The organism is Methanobrevibacter sp. TLL-48-HuF1, assembly GCF_023617305.1.
In the GTDB taxonomy this organism is placed as follows: domain Archaea; phylum Methanobacteriota; class Methanobacteria; order Methanobacteriales; family Methanobacteriaceae; genus Methanocatella; species Methanocatella intestini.
Genome location: NZ_CP081485.1, coordinates 1,758,619 through 1,785,438, shown reverse-complemented (window position 1 = coordinate 1,785,438; position 26,820 = coordinate 1,758,619). Strand labels below are relative to the sequence as shown.

32 protein-coding genes are annotated in these 26,820 nt (G+C 29.2%); 14 read left to right on the top strand and 18 right to left on the bottom strand.

Annotation, left to right across the window (positions count from 1 at the left end):
• Positions 1–12: 12 nt before the first annotated feature.
• Positions 13–732, top strand: coding sequence for a bifunctional 2-polyprenyl-6-hydroxyphenol methylase/3-demethylubiquinol 3-O-methyltransferase UbiG (locus tag K4897_RS08465; protein ID WP_250416048.1), 720 nt, complete (start codon positions 13–15; stop codon positions 730–732).
• Between the two features lie 16 nt (positions 733–748).
• Here K4897_RS08465 and K4897_RS08460 read toward each other — a convergent pair whose 3' ends face one another.
• From K4897_RS08460 to K4897_RS08450, 3 genes are read right to left on the bottom strand one after another with little or no spacing between them, the layout of a single operon-like run.
• Positions 749–1,135: a hypothetical protein gene (locus K4897_RS08460; RefSeq protein WP_250416046.1), complete on the bottom strand. Its 387-nt coding sequence runs from the start codon at positions 1,133–1,135 to the stop codon at positions 749–751.
• Between the two features lie 10 nt (positions 1,136–1,145).
• Positions 1,146–2,120 (bottom strand): glycosyltransferase family 52, encoded by a 975-nt coding sequence (locus K4897_RS08455; protein ID WP_250416045.1) that lies wholly within the window; start codon positions 2,118–2,120, stop codon positions 1,146–1,148.
• Positions 2,121–2,122: 2 nt separating this feature from the next.
• On the bottom strand, positions 2,123–3,175 hold the full coding sequence (locus K4897_RS08450; protein WP_250416043.1) for a glycosyltransferase family 8 protein: 1,053 nt from the start codon (positions 3,173–3,175) through the stop codon (positions 2,123–2,125).
• 84 nt (positions 3,176–3,259) lie between these two features.
• Here K4897_RS08450 and K4897_RS08445 point away from each other — a divergent pair, with 84 nt between their 5' ends.
• Both K4897_RS08445 and K4897_RS08440 read left to right on the top strand, forming a co-directional pair.
• Complete coding sequence (locus K4897_RS08445; RefSeq protein WP_250416041.1) at positions 3,260–3,751, top strand: hypothetical protein; 492 nt, start codon at positions 3,260–3,262, stop codon at positions 3,749–3,751.
• Between the two features lie 4 nt (positions 3,752–3,755).
• Positions 3,756–4,103 (top strand): hypothetical protein, encoded by a 348-nt coding sequence (locus K4897_RS08440; RefSeq protein WP_019265351.1) that lies wholly within the window; start codon positions 3,756–3,758, stop codon positions 4,101–4,103.
• A gap of 348 nt (positions 4,104–4,451) precedes the next feature.
• On the opposite strand, the gene K4897_RS08435 is transcribed toward K4897_RS08440, so the two are convergent.
• From K4897_RS08435 to K4897_RS08425, 3 genes are all read right to left on the bottom strand, one after another.
• The gene (locus K4897_RS08435; protein ID WP_250416039.1) at positions 4,452–4,829 is read right to left on the bottom strand and encodes a hypothetical protein; all 378 of its coding nucleotides are present in this window, start codon (positions 4,827–4,829) and stop codon (positions 4,452–4,454) included.
• Between the two features lie 382 nt (positions 4,830–5,211).
• Positions 5,212–5,976, bottom strand: a complete 765-nt coding sequence (locus tag K4897_RS08430) for a hypothetical protein (RefSeq protein ID WP_250416037.1) — start codon at positions 5,974–5,976, stop codon at positions 5,212–5,214.
• A 5-nt stretch (positions 5,977–5,981) separates the two neighbouring features.
• Positions 5,982–7,265, bottom strand: a complete 1,284-nt coding sequence (locus K4897_RS08425) for an AAA family ATPase (RefSeq protein ID WP_250416036.1) — start codon at positions 7,263–7,265, stop codon at positions 5,982–5,984.
• A 214-nt stretch (positions 7,266–7,479) separates the two neighbouring features.
• Between K4897_RS08425 and K4897_RS08420 the strand changes: the two genes are divergently transcribed.
• Positions 7,480–7,713 (top strand): DUF3781 domain-containing protein, encoded by a 234-nt coding sequence (locus K4897_RS08420; protein WP_250416034.1) that lies wholly within the window; start codon positions 7,480–7,482, stop codon positions 7,711–7,713.
• 120 nt (positions 7,714–7,833) lie between these two features.
• Here K4897_RS08420 and K4897_RS08415 read toward each other — a convergent pair whose 3' ends face one another.
• Positions 7,834–8,112: a hypothetical protein gene (locus K4897_RS08415; RefSeq protein ID WP_019265344.1), complete on the bottom strand. Its 279-nt coding sequence runs from the start codon at positions 8,110–8,112 to the stop codon at positions 7,834–7,836.
• 127 nt (positions 8,113–8,239) lie between these two features.
• Here K4897_RS08415 and K4897_RS08410 point away from each other — a divergent pair, with 127 nt between their 5' ends.
• Both K4897_RS08410 and K4897_RS08405 read left to right on the top strand, forming a co-directional pair.
• The gene (locus K4897_RS08410; protein ID WP_019265343.1) at positions 8,240–8,761 is read left to right on the top strand and encodes a hypothetical protein; all 522 of its coding nucleotides are present in this window, start codon (positions 8,240–8,242) and stop codon (positions 8,759–8,761) included.
• A 1-nt stretch (position 8,762) separates the two neighbouring features.
• The gene (locus K4897_RS08405; RefSeq protein WP_019265342.1) at positions 8,763–9,014 is read left to right on the top strand and encodes a hypothetical protein; all 252 of its coding nucleotides are present in this window, start codon (positions 8,763–8,765) and stop codon (positions 9,012–9,014) included.
• Between the two features lie 119 nt (positions 9,015–9,133).
• On the opposite strand, the gene K4897_RS08400 is transcribed toward K4897_RS08405, so the two are convergent.
• From K4897_RS08400 to K4897_RS08380, 5 genes are all read right to left on the bottom strand, one after another.
• Positions 9,134–9,511, bottom strand: coding sequence for a DUF2283 domain-containing protein (locus K4897_RS08400; RefSeq protein ID WP_019262841.1), 378 nt, complete (start codon positions 9,509–9,511; stop codon positions 9,134–9,136).
• 149 nt (positions 9,512–9,660) lie between these two features.
• Entirely contained in the window at positions 9,661–11,157 is a 1,497-nt protein-coding gene (locus tag K4897_RS08395) for a transposase (protein ID WP_250415666.1), read from the bottom strand.
• 228 nt (positions 11,158–11,385) lie between these two features.
• Positions 11,386–11,607 (bottom strand): hypothetical protein, encoded by a 222-nt coding sequence (locus K4897_RS08390; RefSeq protein ID WP_250416032.1) that lies wholly within the window; start codon positions 11,605–11,607, stop codon positions 11,386–11,388.
• 130 nt (positions 11,608–11,737) lie between these two features.
• The gene (locus K4897_RS08385; protein ID WP_250416030.1) at positions 11,738–12,760 is read right to left on the bottom strand and encodes a glycosyltransferase family 2 protein; all 1,023 of its coding nucleotides are present in this window, start codon (positions 12,758–12,760) and stop codon (positions 11,738–11,740) included.
• A gap of 135 nt (positions 12,761–12,895) precedes the next feature.
• Positions 12,896–14,164, bottom strand: a complete 1,269-nt coding sequence (locus K4897_RS08380; protein WP_250416028.1) for an ATP-binding protein — start codon at positions 14,162–14,164, stop codon at positions 12,896–12,898.
• Between the two features lie 261 nt (positions 14,165–14,425).
• On the opposite strand from K4897_RS08380, the gene K4897_RS08375 reads away from it, so the two are divergent.
• The 6 genes from K4897_RS08375 to K4897_RS08350 are packed head-to-tail and all read left to right on the top strand — an operon-like array spanning position 14,426 to position 19,956.
• Positions 14,426–15,199 (top strand): uroporphyrinogen-III synthase, encoded by a 774-nt coding sequence (locus K4897_RS08375; RefSeq protein ID WP_019265338.1) that lies wholly within the window; start codon positions 14,426–14,428, stop codon positions 15,197–15,199.
• Positions 15,189–16,292 (top strand): glycosyltransferase family 2 protein, encoded by a 1,104-nt coding sequence (locus tag K4897_RS08370; RefSeq protein WP_019265337.1) that lies wholly within the window; start codon positions 15,189–15,191, stop codon positions 16,290–16,292. Before K4897_RS08375 ends, K4897_RS08370 begins: the two co-directional genes overlap by 11 nt.
• Before the next feature lie 6 nt (positions 16,293–16,298).
• Entirely contained in the window at positions 16,299–17,393 is a 1,095-nt protein-coding gene (gene glf / locus K4897_RS08365; RefSeq protein ID WP_019265336.1) for a UDP-galactopyranose mutase, read from the top strand.
• Between the two features lie 18 nt (positions 17,394–17,411).
• Positions 17,412–17,681 (top strand): signal recognition particle subunit SRP19/SEC65 family protein, encoded by a 270-nt coding sequence (locus K4897_RS08360; RefSeq protein WP_019265335.1) that lies wholly within the window; start codon positions 17,412–17,414, stop codon positions 17,679–17,681.
• Entirely contained in the window at positions 17,678–19,099 is a 1,422-nt protein-coding gene (locus K4897_RS08355) for a DHH family phosphoesterase (RefSeq protein WP_019265334.1), read from the top strand. The genes K4897_RS08360 and K4897_RS08355 overlap by 4 nt, the downstream gene beginning before the upstream one ends.
• A 53-nt stretch (positions 19,100–19,152) precedes the next feature.
• Positions 19,153–19,956, top strand: a complete 804-nt coding sequence (locus K4897_RS08350; protein ID WP_250416026.1) for a winged helix-turn-helix transcriptional regulator — start codon at positions 19,153–19,155, stop codon at positions 19,954–19,956.
• Here K4897_RS08350 and K4897_RS08345 read toward each other — a convergent pair whose 3' ends face one another.
• Together K4897_RS08345 and K4897_RS08340 are read right to left on the bottom strand one after the other, a co-directional pair.
• Complete coding sequence (locus tag K4897_RS08345) at positions 19,957–21,246, bottom strand: DEAD/DEAH box helicase (protein WP_250416025.1); 1,290 nt, start codon at positions 21,244–21,246, stop codon at positions 19,957–19,959.
• Positions 21,247–21,303: 57 nt separating this feature from the next.
• Positions 21,304–22,638 carry a radical SAM/SPASM domain-containing protein gene (locus K4897_RS08340; protein WP_250416023.1) on the bottom strand — a complete coding sequence of 445 codons (1,335 nt, stop codon included), beginning with the start codon at positions 22,636–22,638 and terminating at the stop codon, positions 21,304–21,306.
• A gap of 107 nt (positions 22,639–22,745) precedes the next feature.
• Here K4897_RS08340 and cas4 point away from each other — a divergent pair, with 107 nt between their 5' ends.
• Both cas4 and K4897_RS08330 read left to right on the top strand, forming a co-directional pair.
• Positions 22,746–23,429, top strand: a complete 684-nt coding sequence (gene cas4 / locus K4897_RS08335) for a CRISPR-associated protein Cas4 (protein ID WP_250416021.1) — start codon at positions 22,746–22,748, stop codon at positions 23,427–23,429.
• A gap of 120 nt (positions 23,430–23,549) precedes the next feature.
• Complete coding sequence (locus K4897_RS08330; protein WP_029143262.1) at positions 23,550–23,957, top strand: thermonuclease family protein; 408 nt, start codon at positions 23,550–23,552, stop codon at positions 23,955–23,957.
• Positions 23,958–23,974: 17 nt separating this feature from the next.
• On the opposite strand, the gene K4897_RS08325 is transcribed toward K4897_RS08330, so the two are convergent.
• From K4897_RS08325 to K4897_RS08310, 4 genes are all read right to left on the bottom strand, one after another.
• Positions 23,975–24,616 (bottom strand): hypothetical protein, encoded by a 642-nt coding sequence (locus tag K4897_RS08325; protein WP_250416020.1) that lies wholly within the window; start codon positions 24,614–24,616, stop codon positions 23,975–23,977.
• A gap of 35 nt (positions 24,617–24,651) precedes the next feature.
• Positions 24,652–25,056, bottom strand: a complete 405-nt coding sequence (locus K4897_RS08320; RefSeq protein ID WP_250416018.1) for an RDD family protein — start codon at positions 25,054–25,056, stop codon at positions 24,652–24,654.
• Between the two features lie 12 nt (positions 25,057–25,068).
• Positions 25,069–26,088, bottom strand: coding sequence for a hydrogenase expression/formation protein HypE (hypE, locus tag K4897_RS08315; RefSeq protein WP_019268160.1), 1,020 nt, complete (start codon positions 26,086–26,088; stop codon positions 25,069–25,071).
• A gap of 210 nt (positions 26,089–26,298) precedes the next feature.
• A complete protein-coding gene (locus K4897_RS08310; RefSeq protein WP_250416016.1) occupies positions 26,299–26,784 on the bottom strand; it encodes a hypothetical protein in 486 nt (161 codons plus the stop codon).
• Positions 26,785–26,820 lie beyond the last annotated feature (36 nt).

The following is a 26,820-nucleotide window of genomic DNA, read 5'->3' as shown; positions in this document are numbered from 1 at the left end:
TAAGTGGTCAACATGAGTAGAATTTATGGAAACATTGAAGAAATAGACTCTGAAAAAATTAAAAAATTTTTCAATAATCGGGCTAAAAAAGACGAAGAAGCACTGCTTGTTAAAACTGAATTTTCAGACAAAGAAAATGTTGAAAAACGTCACAAAGAAGAAAGTGAATTACTATTAAATAAAATTGATTTTGAAAATAAAAAAATTTTAGAAATCGGCTGCGGAATTGGCAGATGGGCTGAAGTTTTCCATGACAAGTGCGACAGTTATTTAGGTATTGATTATTCTGAAGATCTAATTGAAATAGCTAAGGAAAATTATAATTATGATAACTGCCATTTCCAGGTTTTATCCGCTTCCCAACTAGATACTGCAGATTTACTAGTTAATGCTCCTTTTGATATTGTTATAATTACTGGAGTATTAATCTATTTTAATGATGATACTATTAAAAAAATGATTAAAGATTTAAATAGCTTATGTGCTTCCAATAAAACAATTTACATAAGAGAAACTCTTTCATTTTTAGAAACCAGACTTACTTTAAAGGATTTCTTTTCTGAAAATCTGGAAGCTGATTATAATGCAATTTACAGAACTGATGATGAATTTTTAGACTTTATAAACGGAATTGATGGAAATATAACTATTGAAACTGGTGAAATATTTGATGAATTGAAAAATTTCACTGAAACTGGATATAAATACTTTTTAATTAAATCTGTAAATTAATTATAAGTATAAATAGCTACTCCATATAGCTATCCTCATAACCTGTTTCCAACCAATAATATTCATCAGGATATGCCTCTTTTAGTTTCTGATTGGCATAATCAGGTCCTCCGGGAGGGTTATTTGCACAGCTGTGACATACTTTTCCCTGAGTGTACTCATCATTAGCTTCACTAACTGAAAGAGCTTTTCCACAAACTGCACAGTATCCGTATGATTTTTCTGTTTTGACATCAACACTGCTTTCAGCAACTTCCCTGTCAGCTTCAGTTGTGTTATTATTTGTAATATTTACCTCATCAATACTTTCAGGTTCACTGAATAATGTAGCTGCAATAATTCCTCCGCATAAAACAGCTATAATCAAACAAACTACAACAATCACTTTTTTACTTAAATCCATAAACTCACCTTTAATCTTTCAAACCTTTAATCAAACATTCCAAAGCCTCACGGGATTTTTTAACATAACCGGAATTTATATCTCCCCAGTAGGTTTCTATTTCACTAGCTGGAAAGTGAAGAACTGCTGTTGAAGAGATTGTAACTGTTTTTTCTATTTTAATTCCCATCAGCACCCGCAGCTCTACCGGAAAATGCTTATCCAAAACAGTATTGTCTGGAAAAATTTTAGAATAATCTTTAACTTCCCGAGGATGTGGCTTTATTATAATATTGGGATATTTTTCAACAATTTCAGAATATATCCTCATTTCCTCATTTAAATCCATTAAATTGTCTTCACTAAATGCCTGTGTAATCAATAATACATCAATATTTTCCAGATTACTGAAATTGAAAATTTTTAAAATCTTTAAATGATCTTCCAAAGACAGATTCTCCCACAATGCATTTAAATCAATTATTTCTGCTTTAGATGATACATCACAAAAACCTTCATAAGTCAGATAAACCTTTTTAATGTTTTCATGTGTTCCGTATCCTGATTTGGATCCTTTAATATACAATCCCAAAAAGTTAAGAAGCCTGTTTGAAATAAAGTTACTTTCCAGTTTTCTGTAATTAGCAAGACCGTCTTCTATAAGGTATGCATTTTCATATTCATAAAACATATAAGAAAACTGCGTATGCCCATGACCGTATATCTCAACATCATCTCCAACAAACAGCATCAACAACCTAAGTTTCAGAATGCCGTAAAGCTGTCTGAAACACACTCCCAAATTCATAACTGCAAATTTAATTAAATTATCATCAGCACAGAATTTAAAACGGGAAGATGGAAAATAAACATGATTAATATTTTTTCTAACATCTTCAGGAACTCCTGATGAAAATATAAACAAATCATCATCGGAAACTCCATTTATTAAAAAATACAAAAACAGAGAGTATACTGTATCAACTGTACAGATTCTTTTAGTCATTTTTACCATCTCTCAATATCTGTCAGATTGTCAACTTCCATTTTATTTCCAACTATCTTTTTAGCTAATTTATCCGGAATCACTTTGCAAATCAGAAAGGAAGTTAATTTGTTTCTGGCTAAAAATCTGTTGAATCTTTTTATAAGTGCTACATGGTGATAGTCAAATACTTCGTCAAATTCAAAGTCAGCTAACTCAAAATACTTTCTATATAATTTATTGTCTTCATGATGCATATTTAACCATGGTCTGTTAAATATTTCACCGTTTCCTACACAGAAATGCTGAAATACAGGGTTTTCAATTGCATCATCCAGAACTTCCCTTGAATAGTAATTCTTTTGTATATTTCCGTTTAATTTGAAGGTAATGTCATAGTTAGTATTGTGTAGGCTGCCTTCAAGATTATATTTTGGGTTTAAAACAAAGAGATTTTTGGATAAAACATTGTTGATTACTCCCTGATCCATTCCAAAGTGTTTGCCTCTTAAGTTAAACTCAACAAGCTTTTCTAAAAACTGATTTTCAACATTTTCCTGTCTCCATCGCTTAAGGTTGATTAAAAGCATTCCAGCATTAATGTAGGAATCGTCTTCATTTAAGTCTATGGCTTTTTTAACCTCAGCAGTACAGTTCAGCGCCAAAACTCCAGCTGCCAGATAATTATTTAAATCCAGCTCCCAGATTTCCTTAAATGAACCTAAAACCAAAGCATCACAATCAAGATATATTACTTTATCTACAGTTTCAGGAAGGAGACTGGCTATAAATAATCTGGAATAGGTAGCCAGTGAAAAATCCCCTTTAACACTCATTTTATTTAAAGTCAGATTATATTTTTCCTCAATATCTGCAACATGGATAAATGAAATATCAGCACCATAATCATGAGCTATTTTCCTTATTTTTTCCTTATTGATTTTTTTGATTCCGCTGTCCAATACAAAAATTTCTATTTCATCAAAATCACCAATATTATTTTTTAATAGTGAAACAAGACAAATAGCCAAGTATGGTGAATAATTATCATCACATGCAAAACTTACATTTAACATTATTAATGCCTTTGAAAATAATAATATATAATTATTATTAGCTTAAACAAAAAGTTGATTTATAATAGTAAACAAAACAAATCTATGGAAAAAAATACTAAAATAATTATAATTCTGTCTGCTATAATTTGTATTTTGCTTATTTGGGGATCACTGTTTTTTGCAGATAACTATCCTCAAACATTTGAATGTGATGAGTTAAAAATTACAACACCTATTGATGGAGGTTACTATGATGATTCCTTCGGTTCATTGTCTTTAAGTGATGAAAACCAAAGTAATGTCATATTTATTGCAATAAGTCCTGATTCAGAAGAAAGGTTTAATCAGCTATACAATGATGAAAGCACGATTACGGGCACAACAGCAGATTACCAGCTTGACGGCTGCAGCAACATCAGTGTCCAGATGGGTTCATTTAAAAACAAAAAGGCAATTATTGTTTCATATACCTGTGATGGCAGCAATCAGAAAGATTATTTCGTTCCTGTAAACAGTAAAGTAGTTCAGATAAGTGTTAATGAAAGTAATTCACAAGCACAAAGCTATTTAAATGGCCTGGAGTTTAAGGGGTGATTTTATGAAAGACCGTACTGTTTTAATAATCTGCGGAATTGCAATTATAGTATCTGCACTGTTTGCAGCTTATATTATTAATGATACTCTTTCAATATCCACTACAGAATTCCATTTATATGAAAATGATCCTGCAGAATCCGACAGTGCTGTTGAAGATGTATCCGATGATTATCCTGAATATTCACCAACCTTCGGAAATTATAAAATTTTAGGTGATGATCTGGAAGACAGATTAATTGAAACATCTGCTGGAGAAAAATATGTTTTAGGTGGAGACGGGTATTATACCTATGCCGGCACAGATTCAAATGGAAATTACAAAATAGGAACTTATATGGGAAAATATTAATTTCCCATTTTAAATTTAAACTGCTTTTTAAAGAAAATCCAAATTCTTTTTGTTTTATGCAAGCTAATTTGCTTCACTATAAATACACATTTTAAGAAGAAAATTACACAAAATAGGAAAACATTTATAAGGTACAAAAACAATAAGATTAATTGAAAATAGATTTCCATGATTATTATCCTTCAAGATATCTAGCATATACTCACAACAAAAAAATCTATTTTCAAAACAAAAATAGCTTGCAAATAATACGAAGGCCTGTTAAGAGATTACCATGTCGTAAAAGCTAATTAAAAAGAATAGCCTAATAGCTATTCTCCCATTCCAATTTTCCTTATTGAAAATCTTTTAAAAATCATAATCCACATATTTAAATGACTGAGGAGCAACAAAACCGCAAATATCATCAACATCTATAGGATCATTAAAAAGAGTTAACTTAGAAATTTCCATTGCAAATCCCTTTTCTTTTTCCAAAAAATATTCAAAAAAATTTTGTTTAGAAATCCCTGCATCTTTTGAAAAATTATTCCATAAATTATTCGGAGTATCCTCAATAACTTTATCACATTCAAAATATCCCACAATCTCTTTATCAGGAACAGTAGAATAAATAAAAATTTTTTCAACAGGTTTTTTAGGAATATTCTTTCTAAATTCGTATTTTTTTTCTTTAGAAATTATTTTACTAACAAACTGGGGTTTAATTGAAATAATTAAATTCATTTTAACATCTCTTCTTTTAATTTTAAATATTTTTCATGTGCCAACCTTTGAATAGATTGTGGGTGTGCTTTAATAATATTTTTATTAACTAAATCATCCAAAGAAATTTTCTTACATATTCTACTATGTATAAATAATATAACGTTATTCCTATCTTTAAAATTCTAGGAATTCACTGACTTTTTGCCCGATTTATTAAAAAGAAATTAATTAAAAAATATATGTATTAAACTATTAATTTAAGCTGTTAAATAAAAATTTTGTCGGATTTAACATTAATATTCCTAAAATAAAACAATATTCATATATCATACTATTTTACCAAATGGTTGCACTACATATAATATCAATTTTGTTTATTTGACTATAAAAAAATCCTAATTTAATTTTCAGAACACAACATTGAAACAAACACATCTTCAAATGTTTTTTGATTATAACATTTATGCTCCAAATTAACAAAACTTTTTAAATATTTATACTTAGAATCAATTTTATTAGAAATATTTTTTTTATAAATCTTAGACTTGTTTTTATCATCTAAAAATACAACATAAAGTTTTTTGTTAACCTTTAATAGCCAATCCATAAATCCTGAAATTGTTTCATAATAATTTTTATCCAATTCATCACAATATTTTTTATATAATTTAGGAAGCACTACAAAAAGAGATTCAATTGGTTTAATTTTTAAACTGCAAAAAATTTCATCTTCGTACCTTTCATAGGTTCTAGTTAAATTTAACATTAAATTATTAGATATCGGACAGTTTTCTCTAAAATTTACACATTTATCTTTTTCCAAATCCATTTTAATTAATTTAAGAATTTCTTTATAATCTAAAGAATTTATGGGAACTCCTTTAAATTCAATTAAATATAATGTAAAATTATTATTATTGAAATAAAACAAAGCATCAACAGATGCTGGAATAGAATTAGGATTTCCTTGACTATTTAAAGATAAATTATAAGCAATATTATCTAAGTTATACAAACAATGATTACTTTTAATTAAACTTTTCCCACTTTCTGATTTAGAAATTTCAGTTATAGATTCAAATGATTCTTTAGCGTTTTTAGAAAAACAATTTTTATCTTTGAAGAAATTTAACATATCAATAAAATCCTGATTAGTGAAAACCATTAAAACTACCCCATATCTTCTTTTAACTCTGTTTTAAGTCTTATTTTTTCAATTTCATCAAAAGGATTACCTAAATTATCATAAATTTCAACAGCATCATAAAGAGGTATTCTCTTGAATTTACATTTATTTTTACCACTTTCTTCAGTTAAATAAAAATTAACCTCATCATCAAGAGAATAATACTTAGAATATACTTCAATAGCTTCTGCTAAAAAAGGACTATGAGTATTAATATACAATGAAATATTCAACTTTTTAACTAATAAAATTAAAATTTCGGCAAATTTTATTTGCCATTCAGGATGTAAATTAACTTCTGGTTCATCAATTATTAAAAAACTATTTTTAGTCAATCCCCTATTTTCCAATAATAATTGAATAATACCTAACTGTTTTAATCCTGATGCAGTGTTTTTAATTAAATATTCACTTTTATCAGAAATAAAAACAAACTCATTTTTATTATAATCAAATTTAAATCTACCATTTAATAATCCATTTAATTTATTATTAAAATCAATTAAATCTTTATTATAAACATTATCATAAACATCAATATCTTCATTAGGAAGCAATTTTCTATATAATTCATTTAAGTGATACGCATTGTTGTTTTGGACATTATTATAATTAATTTCAAAAATAGATGGAGAATCTATATAAATAACTTTTGAAAAACTAATATTGTCCAAAATTTTACCGGACACATTTCCTTCAATTCCATCATTATTAAAAGTTAAAGTATTTTCAAAATTTTTTTCATCACAAGTTCCATAAAATTTAATTTTAGCACCAGTATAACAAAAATCAAATTCAAAAGCAAATAAAACATTACTAATCTGAATATATCTTCGGGTTTTATTTTTATTGAAATTTATCACTTCACCTATTTCTTTTAAATTTTCAGAGTATTGATTATTAAAATTTTCATCAAAATTAGACGCTAATTTAAAAAGCTCATCATACTCTTTTTCAAGGGAAGTTTCCAAATCATGATTACTAAGTTCAAATTGAATTTTTTTTAATTTAGATTCTTCATCATGATATTCTTCAGATACTTTATTAGACCAGTGAAAAATAAATTCTGAAAGTTTATCCCTTATACTTTTATTTGCTAATTTTACACCTTCATCAGATGCAGCATTTAAAAAACAATACAAAATTTTACTAAATGTGGACTTTCCAGTACCGTTTTTTCCAGCCACAACATTAATTCTACCAATTTTAATATTAGCTTCATCAATTGGACCAAAATCAGATATATTTAACACCATATCATTTAACATAACTATAAGCCCCATTTTAAATTATAATATCAACATTTTTCATATTGTTTTAATAGTAGATTAAACATTTTCTTAAAAAAATATTAATTAATAATTAATATATCATAAATTCAAACTATTAAATATATTTTTTGTAGGATTTAACATCAATATTCCTCTATTAAAACAATTATAACAGAATATTTATCTGTAGCATCCCTCAAAAATAACATACATGAGCCTGCTTGAAAACACAGATAAAATACACACCACCACAATGGGTGTTGGAAGAATTAAAAGAAACCTCAAATTAGATACTGATGATGTCGTTGGCTATTGCATTTCCAAAATTAAAGATAAAAACACTAAAATAAGTCGCAAAGGTAAAAACTATTACATTGAAGCTGACGGATGCATAATAACTGTTAATGCTTCCAGCTATACCATAATAACTGCACATTTAAAATAAGTAAAATACTTTCATCAAATAAAAAGCCATATAGTTGCATTTAACTGCAATATTCCAGAATCAAGGCAATTTTTCAGAATGATAAAAAAAATAGTTTAAATTAAACACAACCGCATGATTTTAAAAATCATTTAATTCAGATAGTTTAGTTGAAATCATATCCTGAATTTCAGCTTTTTTCTTGTGATTTAAATAGATATCCGCACCATGAAATGTTTTTTTAATGCCAATGATTCCCTTTTTGTGTAATTTCTTTACAGCTTTATTTATTTGTTTACAGGGAATATATGATAATCTATTGCATACATTTTTTATAGGAGTGTGCCTTTTATTGTAATATGCTCTCCTATGCAATGCATATACAATTTTTATTTCAATTTCTTCTTCACAAAATTCCATACAACTTAATCACCACCATTATTAATTTATTAAATTAAAGATATAATATTTAATGTATTCAATTTAGACAATTTACAAAAATTTATTAATGGGAATTGTATAATTATTATACATGGAATGATTAAGTATGCTAATAGAAATTTTAGGAAAATGCCCCCAAATAAAAGTATTAGACTATTTATTAGCAAATCCTTTTGAAAGCTATACCAAACAACAAATAGCAATAGGAGCTGAAATATCTAGATCTACATTAGATAAATTTATTGATAAACTGCTGGAAAATAAAATACTGATTTTAAAAAATTCAAAATACGAATTAAATTTCAATTCAGAAATTGTTAAAAAATTAGATGCACTACAGGAATATCTAGCCAAAAAAGAACTTGAAAAACAATCATCATATGAAACTGAAGAATTTATAAAATATTCTGATGAAGAATTAGACAAACTTTTTGACGAAAATACAAAAGATGTTGATTTAGACAAATTAGAAAAAGAAATTGAATTAAATGAAGAAATATTAATCAATAAACAGGAATACAGACAATTAAAATATAATATTACCTGTCCTTCCAAAAACCCAAAAAATAGCTATAATAAATTAGATTTAACAAACACTAAAAAATATTACAAAATTGGAGGATTTTAATATGGCAAATAAAAATAAAGAAATACAAATAAACTCTAGTATAAACATTAAAGATGAATCTGAAGTCATTCATGCATCATCATTTGGAGTGGGAGGAGACGACGAAGAAGTCAGGCTAATTATAGTAAACAACAAATTGATTAATAAAAATGATAATTTTGAGCTAATCAGCGAATCAGATTTACAAATTGTTATGAGTCCAGCTACGGCCATAAAATTAAAAGATATGCTTGAAAATTATACTAAAAATTAAATCCGTTAAATATTCTTATTTTTTTATATCATCAATTATTAAATAAAAAGTAATATAGTTGCATTTAAGTGCAATATTCCAAAGTCAAGGCAATTTTTCAGAATGATAAAAAAAATAGTTTAAATAGTTAAATCAGCAGTTATATTTGGAATTCCATATTTATTAACAGTAAATGATTCTAAAATCTGTTTATTTTCATTATTATGAATTAAAACACCAATAACAACATTAATTGTAATAAATTTATTATCAACAACAACAGTCATATTAAAAAATTTTAAATCATTTAATGAAGATTTTGGAATGTTGAATCTTTTAGAAGCATCCATAATTTCTAAAGAAACTGGCACATCATTTTTATCAAAATCCAATAATACACCATCTTCCAGTTCAACGGTTTCATGATAGATAAAATCATTTTTGACTTTAACTCCTAAAACATCTGAAGAATAATCATACATATACTTTAATACAGTACTATTTTCGTTCAATATCACGCTCACGCCTCCTTTTATTAAATGAATATACTGTTAAAACTTCTACATTATCAAAGTCATCAATTACAATAATAATATATAAATCATCATTTTTATTTTTTTCATGGGTGTCCGCCAAAATTGAATTTTGGCTGACTTGTTGATTTTTTTTAAAATATTGTTACATCAAGTTTTAATTGGTTTTTAATGGATGTGCTTTCGCAGAAATCTTCTAAATCTTCTGTTGTGTTTTTTATTTCTTGTTTTATGTTGTGTAGTCGTATTAAATTATATGCTAATGCATCTAAGTTTATTCTTTCTTCTGTTTTTACCATTCCGATGACTACTTCTTTTTCTATTTGGAATTGTTCTTTGAATATTCCAAATGGTCCTTCAACGCTTGATCTTTTGCTATATTCGTCTTTATATTCCTGTTTTTCCATTTTTTCGTTCATTGCTTTTTGCATTTCTGATCCGTATTCTGTGATGGTTTTGTGTGTTTGTTTGCCTGTTAAGCATTTGTTTCGTGCTTTGCAGTTTTTACAGGCTTCATAATTGTTGTAGAGTCTTTTTATTTTGTCTGGTTTTTCTGGATCTTTGTGTGGTTCGATGTATTTTGCGAAAAAGTGCATATATTGATTTTTTGGGCATTTGAATGCATCTAATTCATAATCATATTCAAAATGGTCTTTATGGTATGGATTTGGATTTAATTTTCCTATTTTTTCTTTACTTTGCTTTCTATTTGGTATTAAACCATCTATTTTTTTATCTGCTAAGTATGATAGTGATATTTGGTTTAAGTATATTGTATCGGCACTTATATACTTTGGTGTGGTGTTAATGTTTCTTATTGCTCTTTCTGCGATTATTGGTAGTTCGTAGTGGTCTGTCGGGTTTTGTGTGACGTTTATTGCACAGATTAATTTGGTATCATAATCGACTGCAGATTGGATATTATAAGCAACCATGAAGTTTCCTTTCTTTCCTTTCATAAATCTTGCTTCTATATCATTTACTGGAATTTTATCCTGTCCTGTGAATGTAAATTGTGTTTTTATTCCATATAATAGTTCTAATTTATCTTCATCATCTATGTCTTTCTTTTCCAATAATCTTTGAGCAGGTTTGTGAAGTTTTTCAAGACATTCAGGGTCAATAGGTCGTCCTTCGTAGTAATCGATCAATATTTGAGTTTCTTTTTTTGTAATGGTGTTGTTGTTGGAATTGTATGCTTTTTTGATGGTTCCATCAATGGCAACGTGATTAAATTCAGTGAATCCTTCATCAAAGGCCTTTTTTAATGTCATTTGCAGCAATACTTCAAAATAATGGCCATATTCTCTTCGATATCTTTGGATTGATCTTTCAGAAGGTCTAATATCATCGCACACGTATTTAAATATATCATGGTATCGCGCCATATCTGCAATTATTGATGTTCTATCAATATGTTGGATTTTGGCATAAATAAGCAATTTTAACATGGAATCCACTGGAAGGGAGTCTCTTCCTTTCTTTTTCTTGGGTTCTTTGATATTTAAAAGTGGAAAAACTTCTTCAACAAATTCAACAACAAAACGAGAAATATGATTCTCCGGAACATTCCAATCAAGAGTATTAATGCCCAATTTTGCCTGATTCCTATCAAACTTTCTTTTAACCATAAATAACAACACCAAAACAACTTATATCTAATATAAAATATGTACAACAAAGTATATAAACTTAACTGTCTTAAAACCATTAAAAATCAAAAATAAGAATAAAATAAAACTAAACAATAATTTAAAAAATAATTAAACCAAATAAAATAAAATAAACAAAAATTAATTGAAATATATTAAAAATAATAAAAATTAAGCCCAAAAATTTTTTTGACGAAAAATCAAAAATCAATTTTGGCGGACACCCTCATGTGGATAAATAAGTTTAAAACGATTTTCACAAGTTTTTGAAATACTTAAAGGCACTTCATTAACTAAACAATTTGCAACATAATTTAAATTATAATCTCGTTCAAACCAATTATCTAAAATATGTGGATGAACCACCAAATCATTAACATTACACTTTCTTAAAATATTTTGAACATCTTCAATATTAAAATTTATCATTTATTACCTCCTTATAATGAACAATAAATATATTAAAAATGTTAATATAAAAAATTAATGTTACATATCACTCCAATTATTCAAAATAATAACAATATTCCTTATTTAAGACAATATCCAGCATAAACAATTAAACAGACCTGAAAATCTTTCTTAAAAAAGTAGATTCTTTTGAAGCTTTCATGATTTTGATAATTAAAATAGCTAAATTAAAGAATCTGTGAACTATAAAAAAGTTAATTATATTTGCCCATCCTTCATTAGCCTTGCATCCAAATCCAGCTTCTTTTTCATAGTTATACAACTTTTTAATCATTGATTTCAAATTACTTCCAGTTGTATTAACATCAATGAAAAATCTGAGCAAATTACGTAAGTAGAATTTAAAATAAAAACTAGCTAAATCTTTTTTATTATATTTATCTAAAATTTTAAACATTTCAGGAACTGAATTAAGTAAGTTTTCCACATGTTTCGGACTGCATTCATGAGATAATGACTCTTCATGCATATCCCAAAAGTATCCGTAATATTTTTCCAAATAAACTAATTTAGATGAGTTGAAAAAGACTTCCAGACAAAAAAGCAAGTCTTCAGCCAGCATGTTTTCTACAAATCTTATATTATTATCTGCAAGGATTTCTTTTTTAAAAATCTTATTCCAGATTGTTATATCTTCAAAATATGCCAGATCATCATTTGAGACTATAATATTCCCATTGGAACTTAACTTTCCGCCAACATACTTTTCAGATACTGGAATATCCTTAATATTATCTCTTTTAACTTTATCACAGGAAGCTATGTCTGCATCTTCTGAAACAATAGCCTCATACAATTTTAAACATAAATCTTCGTCATGTTCATCATCATTATCTGAAAACATAATATATTGGCCACTAGCTATTTCAATACCCTTATTTCTTCCAAATCCCGGAAATCCATGGTTTTTATCAGAGTAAATACCAATTATATTATCATATTTAGCTACATATTCTTCTATAATGCTTTTTGAGTTATCCTGAGAATTATCATCTACCAAAATAAGTTCAATATTTTCAAAACCGATACTCTGATTAATAATTGAATTTATTGTTCTTTTCAGGTATTTTTCCGCATTATAAACAGGTATAATCATAGATATTTTGTACATAGCCAGTCCCCATCTTTATAATTTATTATTAATTTTTGTATCTTATTAATTTTATTAGAATAAACTATATTTGATTACCTGAAAATAGTCAAGATTAGAATTAAACTATTAATTAAACACAAATACTAACTAAAATTATCTTAAACAGCCTATAGGAATTACTTTAACTCCATCTTTCCTAGTATATGCTAATTCCCCACCAGTGATAATAGCTAAAAATGAAGGTTGTTTCATGTTTTTTCTCGCTATTGAATCGTTTAATTTGAGTAAATTTTTTGCACCTTTTTCTTCTTCCATACTACCTAATTTAAATTCGATTAATGCATATTTACCATCTTTTAAATGTAATACACAATCGATTTCAAGATTGGATCTATCTCTATAAAATGAAACCCTTCCTCCAATAGCACTTGAATAAACTTTTAAATCCCTTATACATAAGTTTTCAAAAATAAATCCAAAAGTGTTTAAATCATCCATTAACAATTCTGGAGTCAGTCCAAGTGCGGCTACAGCAATAGAAGGATCTATGAATTGTTTTTTAGAGCTAGTTCTAATACTTGTTTTAGACCGGATATTTGGAGACCATGCTTTTACATTATCAATTACATATAATCTTTTTAAAACATCAATATATTGATAATAAGTTGTTTTACTAATATCCTCAAAATTTGCATTAATATCTGAAATTATTGTTGAATCTTTTGTAGATTCTGAAATATTTCTTGCATATGATGCCAAGATAGTTTTAACTCTATTCGGATCTCTTTTAACACCATCAATTAATGATGCATCATTTTCACATATGCTATCCACATAAACATATGGAAGTAATAATTGGGCTTCTTTAGATTTTTTATTTAATGATTCTGGCCATCCCCCCCTACAAGTTACAAATATTAACTCTTCAATTGATAAATCTGATGTAATTCCATCAATATCCAAATTAGGTGAATAAAATAAATCTACAAGTGAAATTTTACCATTAGATTCGCCACTTTCATACAAACTCATTGGTCTCATCATTAATTTATGAATTCTACCAGTACCAGAATGCATTATTTCAGAATCCTCAACAATTGTAGATCCTGTTAAAATATACAATCCTTCCCCCCCTAATTCATCAACACTATTTCTAACTGTATCCCATAATACTGGAGCTATTTGCCATTCATCAATTAATCTAGGTTTTTCACCTTCTAAAAGTTTTGAGGGTTTAATATCTGCCCATTTTAAGTAGGATTTAATTTTATCTTTATCTTGTAATTTAATAATACTTTTAGCATGGTGTTCTCCAGTTGTTGTTTTTCCACACCATTTTGGACCCACTATAAGAATTGCACCAATAACCTCAAGATATTTTTCAATTTCATCATCAAGATATCTTTTTAAGTAATTTTTCATTATAAAACACAACCTACTTTATTATTTTACATAGTTTTACTTTACTACTTTGTAGTAATATACTTTACCATTTTGTAGTATTTTACTTTACTACTTTGTAGCAATTCACTTTACCATTTTGTAGTATTTTACTTTACTACTTTGTAGGAATTCACTTTACCATTTTGTAATTTTTAATTATTAACAACAAATAATACATAAATAATATTAACTAATAAAATCAAAAATTATAATATTATTAAATTATTTGGAGTAAATTAAATGTCAAGACCCATTGTTGCAATTACAAGGCCTGCTGACAGATCTAAAGCAGCCTGTAAGATTGTTGAAGAGTTAGGAGGCCAATATATTCTAGCTCCTACCTTAGATTTAAAACCGGTTAATAGTGAATCTTTAAAGAATTTAATAGCTAATAAAGATTTGCTGGATTGGATTGTTTTTACCTCTCCAACTACAATTACTTCACTAAATCTTTTTTATCCTGATTTTTTAAAAAATTTAGATTGTAAAGTAGCTGTAATTGGAAATAAAACCGGAAAAATAGCCAGTGAACAGGGCGTTAAAGTTGATTTAATACCTGAAGATTTTACAGCAGAAGGTCTTTTAGAGGAATTTGAAAAAAGAAATATTACAAATCAGACCATTGGAATTCCCAGAACTGCTTCTGCAAGACCTGTTCTGCCGGAAGGCTTAGAAAAGCTTAACAATAAAGTTATACTTGCTGAAGCTTACAAATCATTATTCCCAATGGATGAAGATAAAATCAGTGATTTGATAGCTAAAATAGAAAATAATGAAATTGATGCAATTACTTTTACCAGTCCTTTAACTGTTACCAATTTCTTTAAAATATCTAAAAACAAAGAAAAATTAGCTGATTTACTTTCAAATAATTTATTAACTGTCTGTATTGGTCCCATTACCGGTAAAATTTTAGACCAGTACAATATTAATTATATATATCCTGATACTTACACTGTTCGTGATATGATGGAGTTATTATTCAAAACCTGGAGAAATTCACATGAAAGATAAAATAAGTATTATTCTACCTATTTTTAATGTCGGCCCTCATTTAAGAGGAGGAATTGATTCTTTAATCAACCAAACAATAGGAAATGAAAATTTAGAAATCATTATGGTAGATGACTGTTCTACTGATGAAAGTGGAAAGATTATTGATGAATATGATGAAAAATATGACTGCTGTAAGGCTATTCACCTGGAAAAAAATACTGGTGCAGCTAACGGTCCCCGTAACAGAGGTATTGAAGAATGCAGCGGCGATTACATCATGTTTTTAGATCCTGATGACAGATATACATTAGATGCCTGTGAAGTATTATACAATGCCGTAACCAAATATGATGCAGATATGGCTTTTGGCAGATTTAGAAGAATCTACACTTACGGTGAAACTGTTCAGAAATCATATTCCCCTTATTTGGATGATTTGGAAAGCGCTTATCCTGATGAAACATTTGAAACAGCAAATCCTTTAAATGTTCCGGATTATGTTTGGGACCACATTTTAGAACATGCTTTATACGGCAAAAATATTCAGGGAAAATATGAAAGAAACGAACCTGTTGATGTTATCCATGTTAAGAGCATTAAAGAAGAGCCTGATTTATTGAAAATGGCTCCTTCTGTCTGGAGTAAAATCTTTAAAAGGGAACTTATTATGGATAAAAATATCCGTTATCAGCCATTTGTTTCCGGGGACGATTTGGCATTTACTTTAGAAACTCTTCTTAAAGCTGACGGAATTGTATATTTGAATAATTTCATGTGCTATGACTATTATGTACGTGATTTGCCTGATGACAAGTCAATTACCAATAATGTAAATGTCAGATTCCTCAGCGATTTAATGGACTCATATATTTATGCCAGACAGTGCACTGAAAGGTTTTCCAAAGATATTCAAACAATTTCAGTTAATCCTCATTTAATTTACTGGATGCATACATGGAAAAATTCACCGTTTACCAAAAACGAAAACAGATTACTGTTAAGCAAAGTGGAAAAGCTTAAAAGGATTCATAAAAGCGATTTAAAAACCAAAATGTTATTATCTTCCATGACAACAGCTATTGAATCTGCAATTAAAATACACAAGGAGTAAATATTAATGAAATATGTAATTGTTGGAGCTGGTCTTTCCGGTTTAACAATAGCTGAAAGAATAGCTAACCAGCTTAATGAAGAAGTTCTGATTATTGAAAAAAGAAATCATATCGGCGGAAATATTTATGATTTCTACGAAGACGGCATTTTAATACAAAAATACGGACCTCATATCTTCCATACCAATGAAAAAATCGTTTACGAATACTTGTCCGAGTTTACTGAATGGTTAGACTACGAACATCATGTTTTAAGTAATGTAGACGGAAAATTAGTACCTATGCCTATCTGCATAGATACTTTAAATGCTTTATATGACCTTGATTTAGATGAAGAATCTATGAAAAAATGGATTGAAGAGCACAAAGAAGATATTGATGAAATCAAATCAAGTGAAGATGTTGTTTTAAAAAATGCAGGTCGTGACATTTACAATAAGCTTTTTAAAAACTACACTCAAAAACAGTGGGGAACCTCAGCAGCAAATCTTGATCCGTCAGTAATTTCAAGAATCCCCTTCAGGTTTAATCATGATACAAGATACTTTGAAGACACATATCAGGGAATGCCGAAAGAAGGTTTTACTAAAATGTGTGAAAAGATGATTGACAATGATAAAATCAAAGTCGTCTTAAATACTGATTATAAGGATTATTTAAAAGATATTGAGTATGATACTTTAATCTACACAGGGCCTATTGATTATTTTTACAGTTACAAATACGGGGAATTATTATACAGATGTCTGAACTTTGTATATGAAGTTTTAGACGAAGATTCCTATCAGGAAGTTGGTGTTGTCAATTATCCGAATCATCCATACTTTACCCGTATTACTGAGTTTAAAAAATTAACCATGCAGGATGTTGAAGGCAAAACTGCAATTATGAAGGAATATCCCGGATTCAATGGAGAATTATGTTATCCGTATCCTACTCAGGAATACCTTGACAAATTCCAGCAGTACAAAAAAGAAATGGATAAAGAAGAAAACGTAATATTTGCAGGACGTCTAGCTCAATACAAATATTACAATATGGATTTAGTTGTTAAAAATGCTTTAGAAATATTTGAAACACAAATAAAAAAGAATCATTAAATTTGAAGGTGAATTAATATGATTACAGTATGGCCACAGTATCTGGATAAAAACCTCTCTTTAAATGAAGGCAGAAAAGTATCAAAAGAAATAGCTGTAGAAGACCCAAAACTGCAGGATATTGAAAAAGCTCTAAAAAGACTTAATTTACCTTACAGCACTCAAAAAGAAAGAGCATATCCCAGCAAATGGTATGAAAAATCAGGACGTATCTTAGTTGAAAGTGATAAATCCAAATTAGAGCTTTTAAAAGAAATCAGTTTAAAACTACAGGAAATAAAACAATGATGGAAATACCAAATGAAATGCAGGAGCAGTTTCTTGAAGCTAAACAGTTAATCGAATCTAACAACAACATTAAAATTTATACACATACTGACTGTGACGGAATCTGCTCCGGTGCAATTCTATCTATAATATTGGACCGTTTAAACAAGGATTATGAAATTGAATTTGTTAACTTGGATGAAATAGAAGACCTGAATCTGGATCATGAATTAACAATTTTTTCAGATTTAGGATCTGGTCAGGGAGTTGACAAAAATGCAAAAGACAATCAGAAAATACTGATTTTAGACCACCACCCACCATTAAGAGACATCAACTATAAAAATGACAAAGCATATACTTATTTAGAAATTAATCCGATGTTTTATGGTATTGATGGATCATATTATATTTGCGGTGGAGGATTGTGTTATTTCTTAGCTAAAACATTTGGCTTTAAGGATTTGAGCTGGATTGGTGTCCTGTCAGCTATTGGAGATATGCAAAACAATAAAACAGGACATTTTGAAGGATTAAATGAAATTATCCAGGAAGATGCAATTAATGAAGGTCTTTTGAAAGTAACTAAAAATGATTTAAACATCTATGGACGCAGTACCAGACCGTTATACGTTGCACTCTCTTATTTCAGTGATGTTAAGTTACCGATAACCAACAATCAGCAGGAAGCTAAAGTTGTTTTGGAAGAATTGGGAGTTGATGAAAAACACAACAGAAAAACATTGTCAGAGGTAACTGAAGAGGACAAAATGGAAATCAAGAAATTTTTAAGCAGAATGATTTCCAAAAGAGTTCCTCCAAAATACCTTAAATATGTTCCTAAACTGATTGTCGGAGATGCATACACCTTCTTAAATGAAGAGGAAGGAAGTTTTCTAAGAGACGGTTCTGAATTTTCAACAGCTATGAATGCCTGTGGCAGAAACCGTGAAGAAGCTATTGGAGTAGATATTCTTAAAGGAGACAGAATTGTTGCTCTGGATTCTTTAGAAGAAGTCAGTAAAACACACAAATATAATTTGGCCACTTCCATCAGCAAAGTTGCAGATAATTACCACTCAGAAATTATTGAACTTGATAATTTCCAATATTTTGACTGCAGTGACTTTGATGAAGATATAGCTTCCAATATCATCGGTACAATAACTGGTATGGTTTTAGGTTACTGCAATTGGAAAAAACCTATTTTAGGATTCAGTAAACCAAAAAATAACCAAATCAAAGTCTCACTTAGATGCTCCAAACTTTTAGCTTATGACGGAATTCACTTCGGTAATATAATGCGTGAAATCGCAAAAGAAGTTGGAGGTACCGGTGGAGGCCATGCAATAGCTTGCGGAGCCTACATTCCAAATGAAAAAAAATCAGAATTTCTTGATAAATTTAATAAAAAGTTACAAGGAAAAATAGCAAATTAAATATAACATTAAATCAAAATTAATTATCATTGAAAAAATTGAGGAATGAAAAAATGAAAGCATTTAAAAAAAGAGGTGCCTTAACACATTTTCAAATTTTAAGTGAAATCTCAAAGCAAAACCCTCATCTTAAACAAAAAGATTTGGCAAAAACTTTAGGTATCACCATTCAGGCTGTTTCAGAAAATATTAAGACACTTATTGAACAGGAGTATATAACATCTAAAGATGGCAGATCACCATATAAAATTACCCAAAAAGGTATTGACAAAGTTAAAAGAGATGCTATTTCTCTTAGAAAATACTCTGATTCTGTTTTGGAAACAATGAATCATTATAAAACTGTCTGGCCAGCTATTGCAAAAGAAGATCTTAAAAAAGATGAAATTGTTGGTCTTTATATGGACTCTGGTGTTTTATATGCTCATAAAAAAGAAGAAGATGCGACTGGTGTTGTTTTAGGAGATGCTGCAAAAGGCTGTGATGTAGCATTAAGTAATCTTACCGGTTTAATCGACATGACCATAGGAGAAGCTGTTGTTATTAACCTACCTACTATTAAAGAAGGGGGATCTAATAAAGCTAACCTGGAATTAATTAAAAGTGTCTATGAACAGGGAACAACTAACGGCAGAAAAATAGATAGAGTAGCTATTGCAGGAACTGTTTCCAGAGCAGTAGCTAATATGTTAGATCTCCCAGTTACTATTGAATATGCTGCTCCTCAGGCTACAGCAAATGCAGCTCGTAAAGGATTAAATGTTTTGGCATTATGTGTCGGAGATATGACTAAATCTTTTACCCGTGAACTTGAAGAACAAAAAATAAAATTCGACATTATTGATGGTGGAAAATAATTAATTTTCCTTAACCATTTTTAATAATGCGGCAGCTATGTCTACAGAATCAAAATCTTCTTCCATAGCACCTTCAACTAATTTTACATATTTTTCCAAATTATCTTTTTCAATGGAGTTTTTAACGCTATTCATTAGCTGAGTATTTTTAATATTTTCCATTTCTTTATATGATGGAATTTTTCTTTGTTTGATTTTAGATTTGGTTACTTTTTTAATAGTTCTTAAACTATAGATTTCTTTACCTGCAACAAAGGTAAATGCATATCCCATATTACCTGCTCTACCAGTTCTTCCAATTCTATGAACATAGTATTCAGGATTTTGAGGAACGTCATAGTTAACAACCACTTCAACATTAGGTACATCGATTCCACGTGCAGCAACATCAGTAGCTATTAAGATTTCAATATTTCCATTACGGAATTTATTCATGACTTTATCACGGGATTTCTGATTCATGTCTCCATGAATTCCTTCAGCAGCATAACCTCTGTTTCTTAAGTTTTTAGCAACCCAATCAACCCTTTTTTTAGTGTTACAAAATACCAAGCCTAAATTAATATCATAAACATCAATTAAACGAGTTAAATTTTCAAGTTTATCTCTTTCTTTTGTTTCAAAATAGTATTGAGTTATTTCAGGAACAGTCATCTGACTTTGAGCTACTTTTAAATGCTTAGGCTTTTTTTGATAAAATTTAGTAATTCTTTTAATTTCATTAGGCATTGTAGCTGAAAAAAGTAATGTTTGCCTTTGCTTTGGAGTGTGTCTTAATATTTTTTCAATATCCTCTCTGAAACCCATATCCAACATTTCATCTGCTTCATCCAATACTACAGTTGAAATTCCTTTTAAGTCTAAAGTTTTACGTTCAATATGATCTAAAACACGACCAGGAGTTCCAATAACTACATGAACACCTTTATTTAATACTCTAATCTGCCTCCCAATAGGCTGACCACCATAAACCGGTAAAATTTTAAGTTTTTTCATATGGGAACCTATTTTACCGATTTCACCAGCTACCTGAATACATAATTCCCTTGTAGGGCATAAAACAATAGCTTGTGGAGAATTATCAGGAATAAAAATCTTTTGAAGTAAAGGAACAGTAAATGCTAAGGTTTTTCCAGTACCTGTCTGTGCTTGTCCTATTATATCAATTCCTTTAAGAGCTTCAGGAATAGTTAATTCTTGTATTGGGCTTGGCTCTTCAAAACCCATTTCTTTTATTGATTTTTTAATTTCTGCTAAAATTTCAAAATCATCAAATGTTATATCACTCATTAAAGTTAGTATTTGTTAAACTAACTATTTATAATATATTGATAAAATAAAAATTGCCTAATTTAAAAGATTTTCCTTAATGTCCTTTAAACAATGATTATCTTCAGACAAATAATCATTATTTTCCATAAATGCTCTTTTACGACATCCACCACAAATATATTTGGATTCACAGCATCCGCACTTTCCTTTTAAAAGGCTTCTATTTCTAAGATTTAATAAAACATCATTATTTAGCCACATACTGTCTAAATCATCACGAATATTAGCTATTTTTAAATTCCTGAAATAATCACAGGGGTAAATATCTCCATTTCCATCTATTGCCATGTAAAATCTTCCAGCTCCGCAGCTGCCAATATAATTTCCCAGCTCTTTCATAGCTTCCTTGTCATAATTCAAATTAAAGAAATGTGTTGGAATCATGTTCATGCCATTACACTGAATTGTTGAGGTAATATCACCTAATTGAGGATCATTAGTTAATATCTGCATGTCTTCATTGATATTTTCCATATAAATTAGCTTAAACAGTTCCAGTCTCTGATTATCATTTAAATCTCCATTGATAATATCCAGTTTATACCATCCAACTCCTAACTGCTTTAAAAACTCGATTATTTGAGGAATTTCCAAAAGATTATCCTGAGTTACTTCTGTTGAAACTTCCACATAAACATCATTTTCACTATATTTTTTAATGGATTCAACTGCATTTTCCCATAAATTATCAATTCCAAATTTTTCATTATGCTTTTTAGGACTAATGCTTTCCAGAGAAATATCTACAAATTTAACTCCTGCATCAACATATTTATCAATTTTTTCCAGATTAAATCCATTGCTGATTAAGCAGGGATACATTCCTACATCATTTGCATGTTTAATAAATGATGAATCAGTTTTTCCGATAAATGTAATATGTGCAACTCCAAAATTAGCTAATTTTTCTATTGCATCATGTATCTGTTCAAAAGACAGTTCACCATCTGTTAAATTCCATTGAACCTGAAGAGGTGCTGCAGGAACAAATGGCTTTTCAATTCCTATTTCTCCAAGACCTTTTATTACACTGACCAGACCTTTAGTCCAGTATGAATCCTGCATTAAATCAATCAATTCTTTTTCTGACATTCCAAAAATACTGATGCTATTTCCGACAACTGTTTTAATTACCGGAACAAGCAATCTACATTTTAAACAGATATCTGATCTTTTACCTAAATAATAATCAATTGCAACTTCCAAAGGATTTTTTCCACACCTTCTGCATTTTACAGTTGCTGATTTGATTAATTTTTGAACAAGAGAACTGCCAACTATATTTTCAAAAGTCTGTACTTTATTTGCAATATCTTCGCTGTCTACATCTTTATTTTTGGTAAAACTCAATTTCATCTCTCCAAAATGTAAATTTCATTAATTAAGATAAAATTAAGTTACAATAATATTTAAATTTAACTAAAGAATTATATTTTAAAAACAACAAAATACTACATATGGAAAACAAAATTATCACTGATTTAAACAAAGATTGGGACATTAAATACCATCCAAATATTAAAGGTGTCCAAATTATCGAAGGTAAAAACAATTTCCCTATTAGCTGGTTAAATCAACAGGGATATTGTGAGTATCAGCTATATCTGCAGTACTTCCAGGGAGTAAAAGTAGGTGAAACACAGGCTATGACTACAGGAACCAACGTACACAACCAGTTAGAAGAGAAGTTCCAGGAAAGTGCAACACCTGCAACCTTTGAGGAAGTACTTGAATTTTCAAAAACTGAAAAAACAGTAACAAGAGAAATGTTTGTAATTTCTCCGGAATATGGAATCAGAGGATTTATAGATGAAATATGGATGACTCCTGAGGAATTTGTGATAATTGATGACAAACCAGGAAACAGAGCATATGGATCAACAATAAATCAGGTCAGAGCATATTGTCTTGCATTTAAAAATATGATTAATGACAAAAGAAAAATTGTAGGTGCCTTAAGACAAAGAGGAACTGACAACATATTCTGGAGTGAAGAATTTGATGAAGATGCACAAAAATCAATTAAATTCATAATTGATAGGATGAATGGTTTATTTGAAGGAGAAAAACCATTTATAAAAACAAAAAATCCGAACAAATGTAAAAGCTGCAGATTCCAAAGTTACTGTATACACGATTAAAACACAACATTTATTTAAGTTAAAATACCATATAAAAAAACAATGAAAGCTAGAAACCTCTCCTTAATATTACTTATATTATTTGTTGGAGTATTTGCAGTTTCAACTGCTATGCATTTCATGGATAATGAAGTAGCAGCTGCACCTTCACAGGGAACACTTAATATTGAGGATTCCAAAACTCATGAAGTGCGAAATGTACACTATGAAGCTAGTGGAAAATGTTACAAAGTCGTAGACGGAGATACAATCTGGGTAGAAGGTATTGGAAAAATCAGATTTGTGCAGGTAAACACTCCTGAACGAGGAGAACCGGGCTATCACGAAGCAAAAGACTATGTTAAAGAAAAATGCCTTGGAAAAACAGTTTATTTAGATATTGATGATAAAAAACACTACGACAAATACAACAGAACATTAGCTATTGTTTATACTGAAGATTTAGATATAAACAGAGAATTATTAAACGAAAATCTGGCGGAAATTATGTACATACCTCCAAGCGAATTTGCTAAAGGCAGTGTATAATTTCTCATTTTTATTTTTTAAACAGTTCTATGAAGACCTAAATACAATTTATTTTTCCTGTAAACTTCATCTAAAATATCATTCCACTCTGAAATTTCCAAAAGACCCTTATTTGGAATAATGTCATCAAAATAAGATTCATGTAAATTTAAAATATCAGCCAATACATAAGTTAAAACTTTACCGCTTGGTTTTAAATCATAAGGATCATAACCAGTAACCATTAAAACCCATATATTATCCTTTGAAGAACTGTTATACTCTTTTTTAAGAGCTTCATACCAATGAACAATTTTATTTTCACTATCTCCTATTTCACCAGAACCCACACTGATATAATAGCCTTCATCTGAAAAATCAATAGTTTCAATAGCTTTATTAATTTTATCTTTAAGTTCGGGAGAATCGACAGCTAATTCATATTCTTCATTTGTAATATAATCAGTTAAATAATTCTTAATTTCAGTTTTATTTTTAAAATAATCAATAGGTTGTAATTTATCAGGATCTCGATCACACAAATCAAAAATCAAATCTTCATCTACCTCACAAATTTCATACCCATCAAGTTTATGAGATTTATAAGGTTTAAAGTCCAAGCAATAATTTTCCAAATCATCTTTATTTAAATACCATAAAACCTGCACCCGATTAATCATAAATAACACCAAAAAAAAAGAAAAATAAAAAAGTTTTATCTTAATTCATCAAAAACCCTTGTTTTAGTAATTGAATTTAAAATTCTATCATTTTTACCTAATATTTTACCAATTGCCCAATCAAATATTATTGGGAACCAATATATTTTAGTTAAATTACGGACAATAGCTTGCGGCCATGAAACATATTCTCCGTTGTTGGATCTAACCTGTAAATATAATAAAGCTTTACCAACAGTAGCTCCCTTATACTTTTCACATACAACAAAATAAACCATTATTAAAACAGGCACTACATACGGGAAATAAGAATAAAGTGAATTCATACTATAAGGATTTGCTAACATATACAAAACAAATGATACAATCCACATAAATGCTGAAACTACAAAAAAATCAGCAAGATAAGCTGCAATCCTTCTTGTAAATAAACTTGCCATAATATCACCTAATTAACATACTCTTGGAACCGGATCGGCTATTGGAGCTTCAAGTATTCTTTCCCCACCAATTGGAGTTTCAACAACAACATAATCTCCTTCAATAACTTCACCAATAATAGCTGCATCTTTTCCATATTCTTCAGTTTTAATTGCTTCAAGAACTTCCTCAGCCTTATCAGCTTTAACACCCATAACGACTTTCCCCTCATTAGCCACTTCAAAGGGATCAATACCTAACATTTCAGAAACTGCATGAACTTCTTTTTTAATTGGAATTGCTTCCTGATGAAGTAAAACACCTTTTCCAGATTTTGAAGCCATTTCATTAATTGCATTTGCAAAGCCGCCACGGGTAGGGTCTTTCATAGCAGTAACTCCACCTACATCAAGTGCTTTTTTAACAACATTCCACATCGGAGCAGTATCAGATTTCAAATCAGTTTCAAAACCGAAACCTTCCCTAAAAGACATGAGACTCATTCCATGGTCTCCCAAAGAACCTGTGACAATTATTTTATCACCAACTTCCAAAGTAGAATCACGAACAATCTCTCCTTTTTTAGCTATTCCAATACCTGTTGTTACCATTACAATACCGTCAATCTTACCTTGCTCCATTACCTTGGTATCACCAGTAATAACAGCAACATCAACTTCTTCACAAGTTTCATTTAAGGATTTCATTATCCTGTCCAAATCAGCAATAGGGAAACCCTCTTGCATAATAATCGCATTAGAAATAGCTAGCGGTTTAGCACCCATAACAGAAACATCATTAATAGTTCCTGCTGCGGAAATCCTACCAATATCTCCACCAGGGAAGAATAGCGGGTCGATAGTATGGCCATCAGTAGTTACAACAATCTCATAGTCACCTATTGGAATAGTTGCACCATCATCTAAAGCGTCTAAGCTAATACCACCATTAACACTTTTTTTAGTGATATTATCCAAAACAGCACTGGAGATTAAATTAGCCATTACCTCTCCACCAGCACCATGATTCATACTAATTTTATCTTCTGACATTTTATCTCCTAAAAAATAATTAAAGTTATAATTATATTGTCTGTAATATCAACTATTTAATTATAGTTGTTATATCAGAAATATATTTTTGAAATATTATAGTTAATTAAAATATTGGATTTCACCTATTTTAATAAACCTATAAAAAAAGAAATAAAAAAAATGATTTTTAAAAAGTGTTTTATGTTTTATAACTTCATTTAATAAAATTCATTTAGAAAATAATTTCATTAAACATATTGAACCAAATAAACCTACTAAAAAAACCACTATGTAAATAAGAATATTAGATGTGCTAAATAAAGGATTAGTTTCTTCAACTACCTCCTCTGCAGTACTGTTATCTGTTGTATTTGAATTATTAACCTCATCAACATTCATATCTCCAGAATCAGACACCTCATTTTGTGAATCAACACTGGATTTGGCAGATTTTCCGCCAGTAGAACTATGTGTTTTTTCAGCCACTCCCTGAGAACTTTCAGATTGGTAAGTGTGAGAAGCGAAAGAACCACCTGAAGAATGAGACTGTTGATATGAACCGGAATGTGAAGGAGCTGACTGTGGAGAATCTGAAGATGAAGAAACCTCTTCAATATATTCATGTCCGTGTCCAGGATGTGCAGCTACTCCACCTACACAAACAAATATTAGAGAAATTATTGAGATTAACAATAATATATTTTTAAAATTCATTTAAATCAAAAAAAATATTAAAAGAATTGCATACTA

Coding starts and splice junctions, on each gene's coding strand:
- K4897_RS08465 (WP_250416048.1), top strand. CDS start 13: ATGAGTAGAATTTATGGAAACATTGAAGAAATAGACTCTGAAAAAATT.
- K4897_RS08460 (WP_250416046.1), bottom strand. CDS start 1,135: ATGGATTTAAGTAAAAAAGTGATTGTTGTAGTTTGTTTGATTATAGCT.
- K4897_RS08455 (WP_250416045.1), bottom strand. CDS start 2,120: ATGACTAAAAGAATCTGTACAGTTGATACAGTATACTCTCTGTTTTTG.
- K4897_RS08450 (WP_250416043.1), bottom strand. CDS start 3,175: ATGTTAAATGTAAGTTTTGCATGTGATGATAATTATTCACCATACTTG.
- K4897_RS08445 (WP_250416041.1), top strand. CDS start 3,260: ATGGAAAAAAATACTAAAATAATTATAATTCTGTCTGCTATAATTTGT.
- K4897_RS08440 (WP_019265351.1), top strand. CDS start 3,756: ATGAAAGACCGTACTGTTTTAATAATCTGCGGAATTGCAATTATAGTA.
- K4897_RS08435 (WP_250416039.1), bottom strand. CDS start 4,829: ATGAATTTAATTATTTCAATTAAACCCCAGTTTGTTAGTAAAATAATT.
- K4897_RS08430 (WP_250416037.1), bottom strand. CDS start 5,976: ATGGTTTTCACTAATCAGGATTTTATTGATATGTTAAATTTCTTCAAA.
- K4897_RS08425 (WP_250416036.1), bottom strand. CDS start 7,265: ATGTTAAATGATATGGTGTTAAATATATCTGATTTTGGTCCAATTGAT.
- K4897_RS08420 (WP_250416034.1), top strand. CDS start 7,480: ATGAGCCTGCTTGAAAACACAGATAAAATACACACCACCACAATGGGT.
- K4897_RS08415 (WP_019265344.1), bottom strand. CDS start 8,112: ATGGAATTTTGTGAAGAAGAAATTGAAATAAAAATTGTATATGCATTG.
- K4897_RS08410 (WP_019265343.1), top strand. CDS start 8,240: ATGCTAATAGAAATTTTAGGAAAATGCCCCCAAATAAAAGTATTAGAC.
- K4897_RS08405 (WP_019265342.1), top strand. CDS start 8,763: ATGGCAAATAAAAATAAAGAAATACAAATAAACTCTAGTATAAACATT.
- K4897_RS08395 (WP_250415666.1), bottom strand. CDS start 11,157: ATGGTTAAAAGAAAGTTTGATAGGAATCAGGCAAAATTGGGCATTAAT.
- K4897_RS08390 (WP_250416032.1), bottom strand. CDS start 11,607: ATGATAAATTTTAATATTGAAGATGTTCAAAATATTTTAAGAAAGTGT.
- K4897_RS08385 (WP_250416030.1), bottom strand. CDS start 12,760: ATGTACAAAATATCTATGATTATACCTGTTTATAATGCGGAAAAATAC.
- K4897_RS08380 (WP_250416028.1), bottom strand. CDS start 14,164: ATGAAAAATTACTTAAAAAGATATCTTGATGATGAAATTGAAAAATAT.
- K4897_RS08375 (WP_019265338.1), top strand. CDS start 14,426: ATGTCAAGACCCATTGTTGCAATTACAAGGCCTGCTGACAGATCTAAA.
- K4897_RS08370 (WP_019265337.1), top strand. CDS start 15,189: ATGAAAGATAAAATAAGTATTATTCTACCTATTTTTAATGTCGGCCCT.
- glf (WP_019265336.1), top strand. CDS start 16,299: ATGAAATATGTAATTGTTGGAGCTGGTCTTTCCGGTTTAACAATAGCT.
- K4897_RS08360 (WP_019265335.1), top strand. CDS start 17,412: ATGATTACAGTATGGCCACAGTATCTGGATAAAAACCTCTCTTTAAAT.
- K4897_RS08355 (WP_019265334.1), top strand. CDS start 17,678: ATGATGGAAATACCAAATGAAATGCAGGAGCAGTTTCTTGAAGCTAAA.
- K4897_RS08350 (WP_250416026.1), top strand. CDS start 19,153: ATGAAAGCATTTAAAAAAAGAGGTGCCTTAACACATTTTCAAATTTTA.
- K4897_RS08345 (WP_250416025.1), bottom strand. CDS start 21,246: ATGAGTGATATAACATTTGATGATTTTGAAATTTTAGCAGAAATTAAA.
- cas4 (WP_250416021.1), top strand. CDS start 22,746: ATGGAAAACAAAATTATCACTGATTTAAACAAAGATTGGGACATTAAA.
- K4897_RS08330 (WP_029143262.1), top strand. CDS start 23,550: ATGGATAATGAAGTAGCAGCTGCACCTTCACAGGGAACACTTAATATT.
- K4897_RS08325 (WP_250416020.1), bottom strand. CDS start 24,616: ATGATTAATCGGGTGCAGGTTTTATGGTATTTAAATAAAGATGATTTG.
- K4897_RS08320 (WP_250416018.1), bottom strand. CDS start 25,056: ATGGCAAGTTTATTTACAAGAAGGATTGCAGCTTATCTTGCTGATTTT.
- hypE (WP_019268160.1), bottom strand. CDS start 26,088: ATGTCAGAAGATAAAATTAGTATGAATCATGGTGCTGGTGGAGAGGTA.
- K4897_RS08310 (WP_250416016.1), bottom strand. CDS start 26,784: ATGAATTTTAAAAATATATTATTGTTAATCTCAATAATTTCTCTAATA.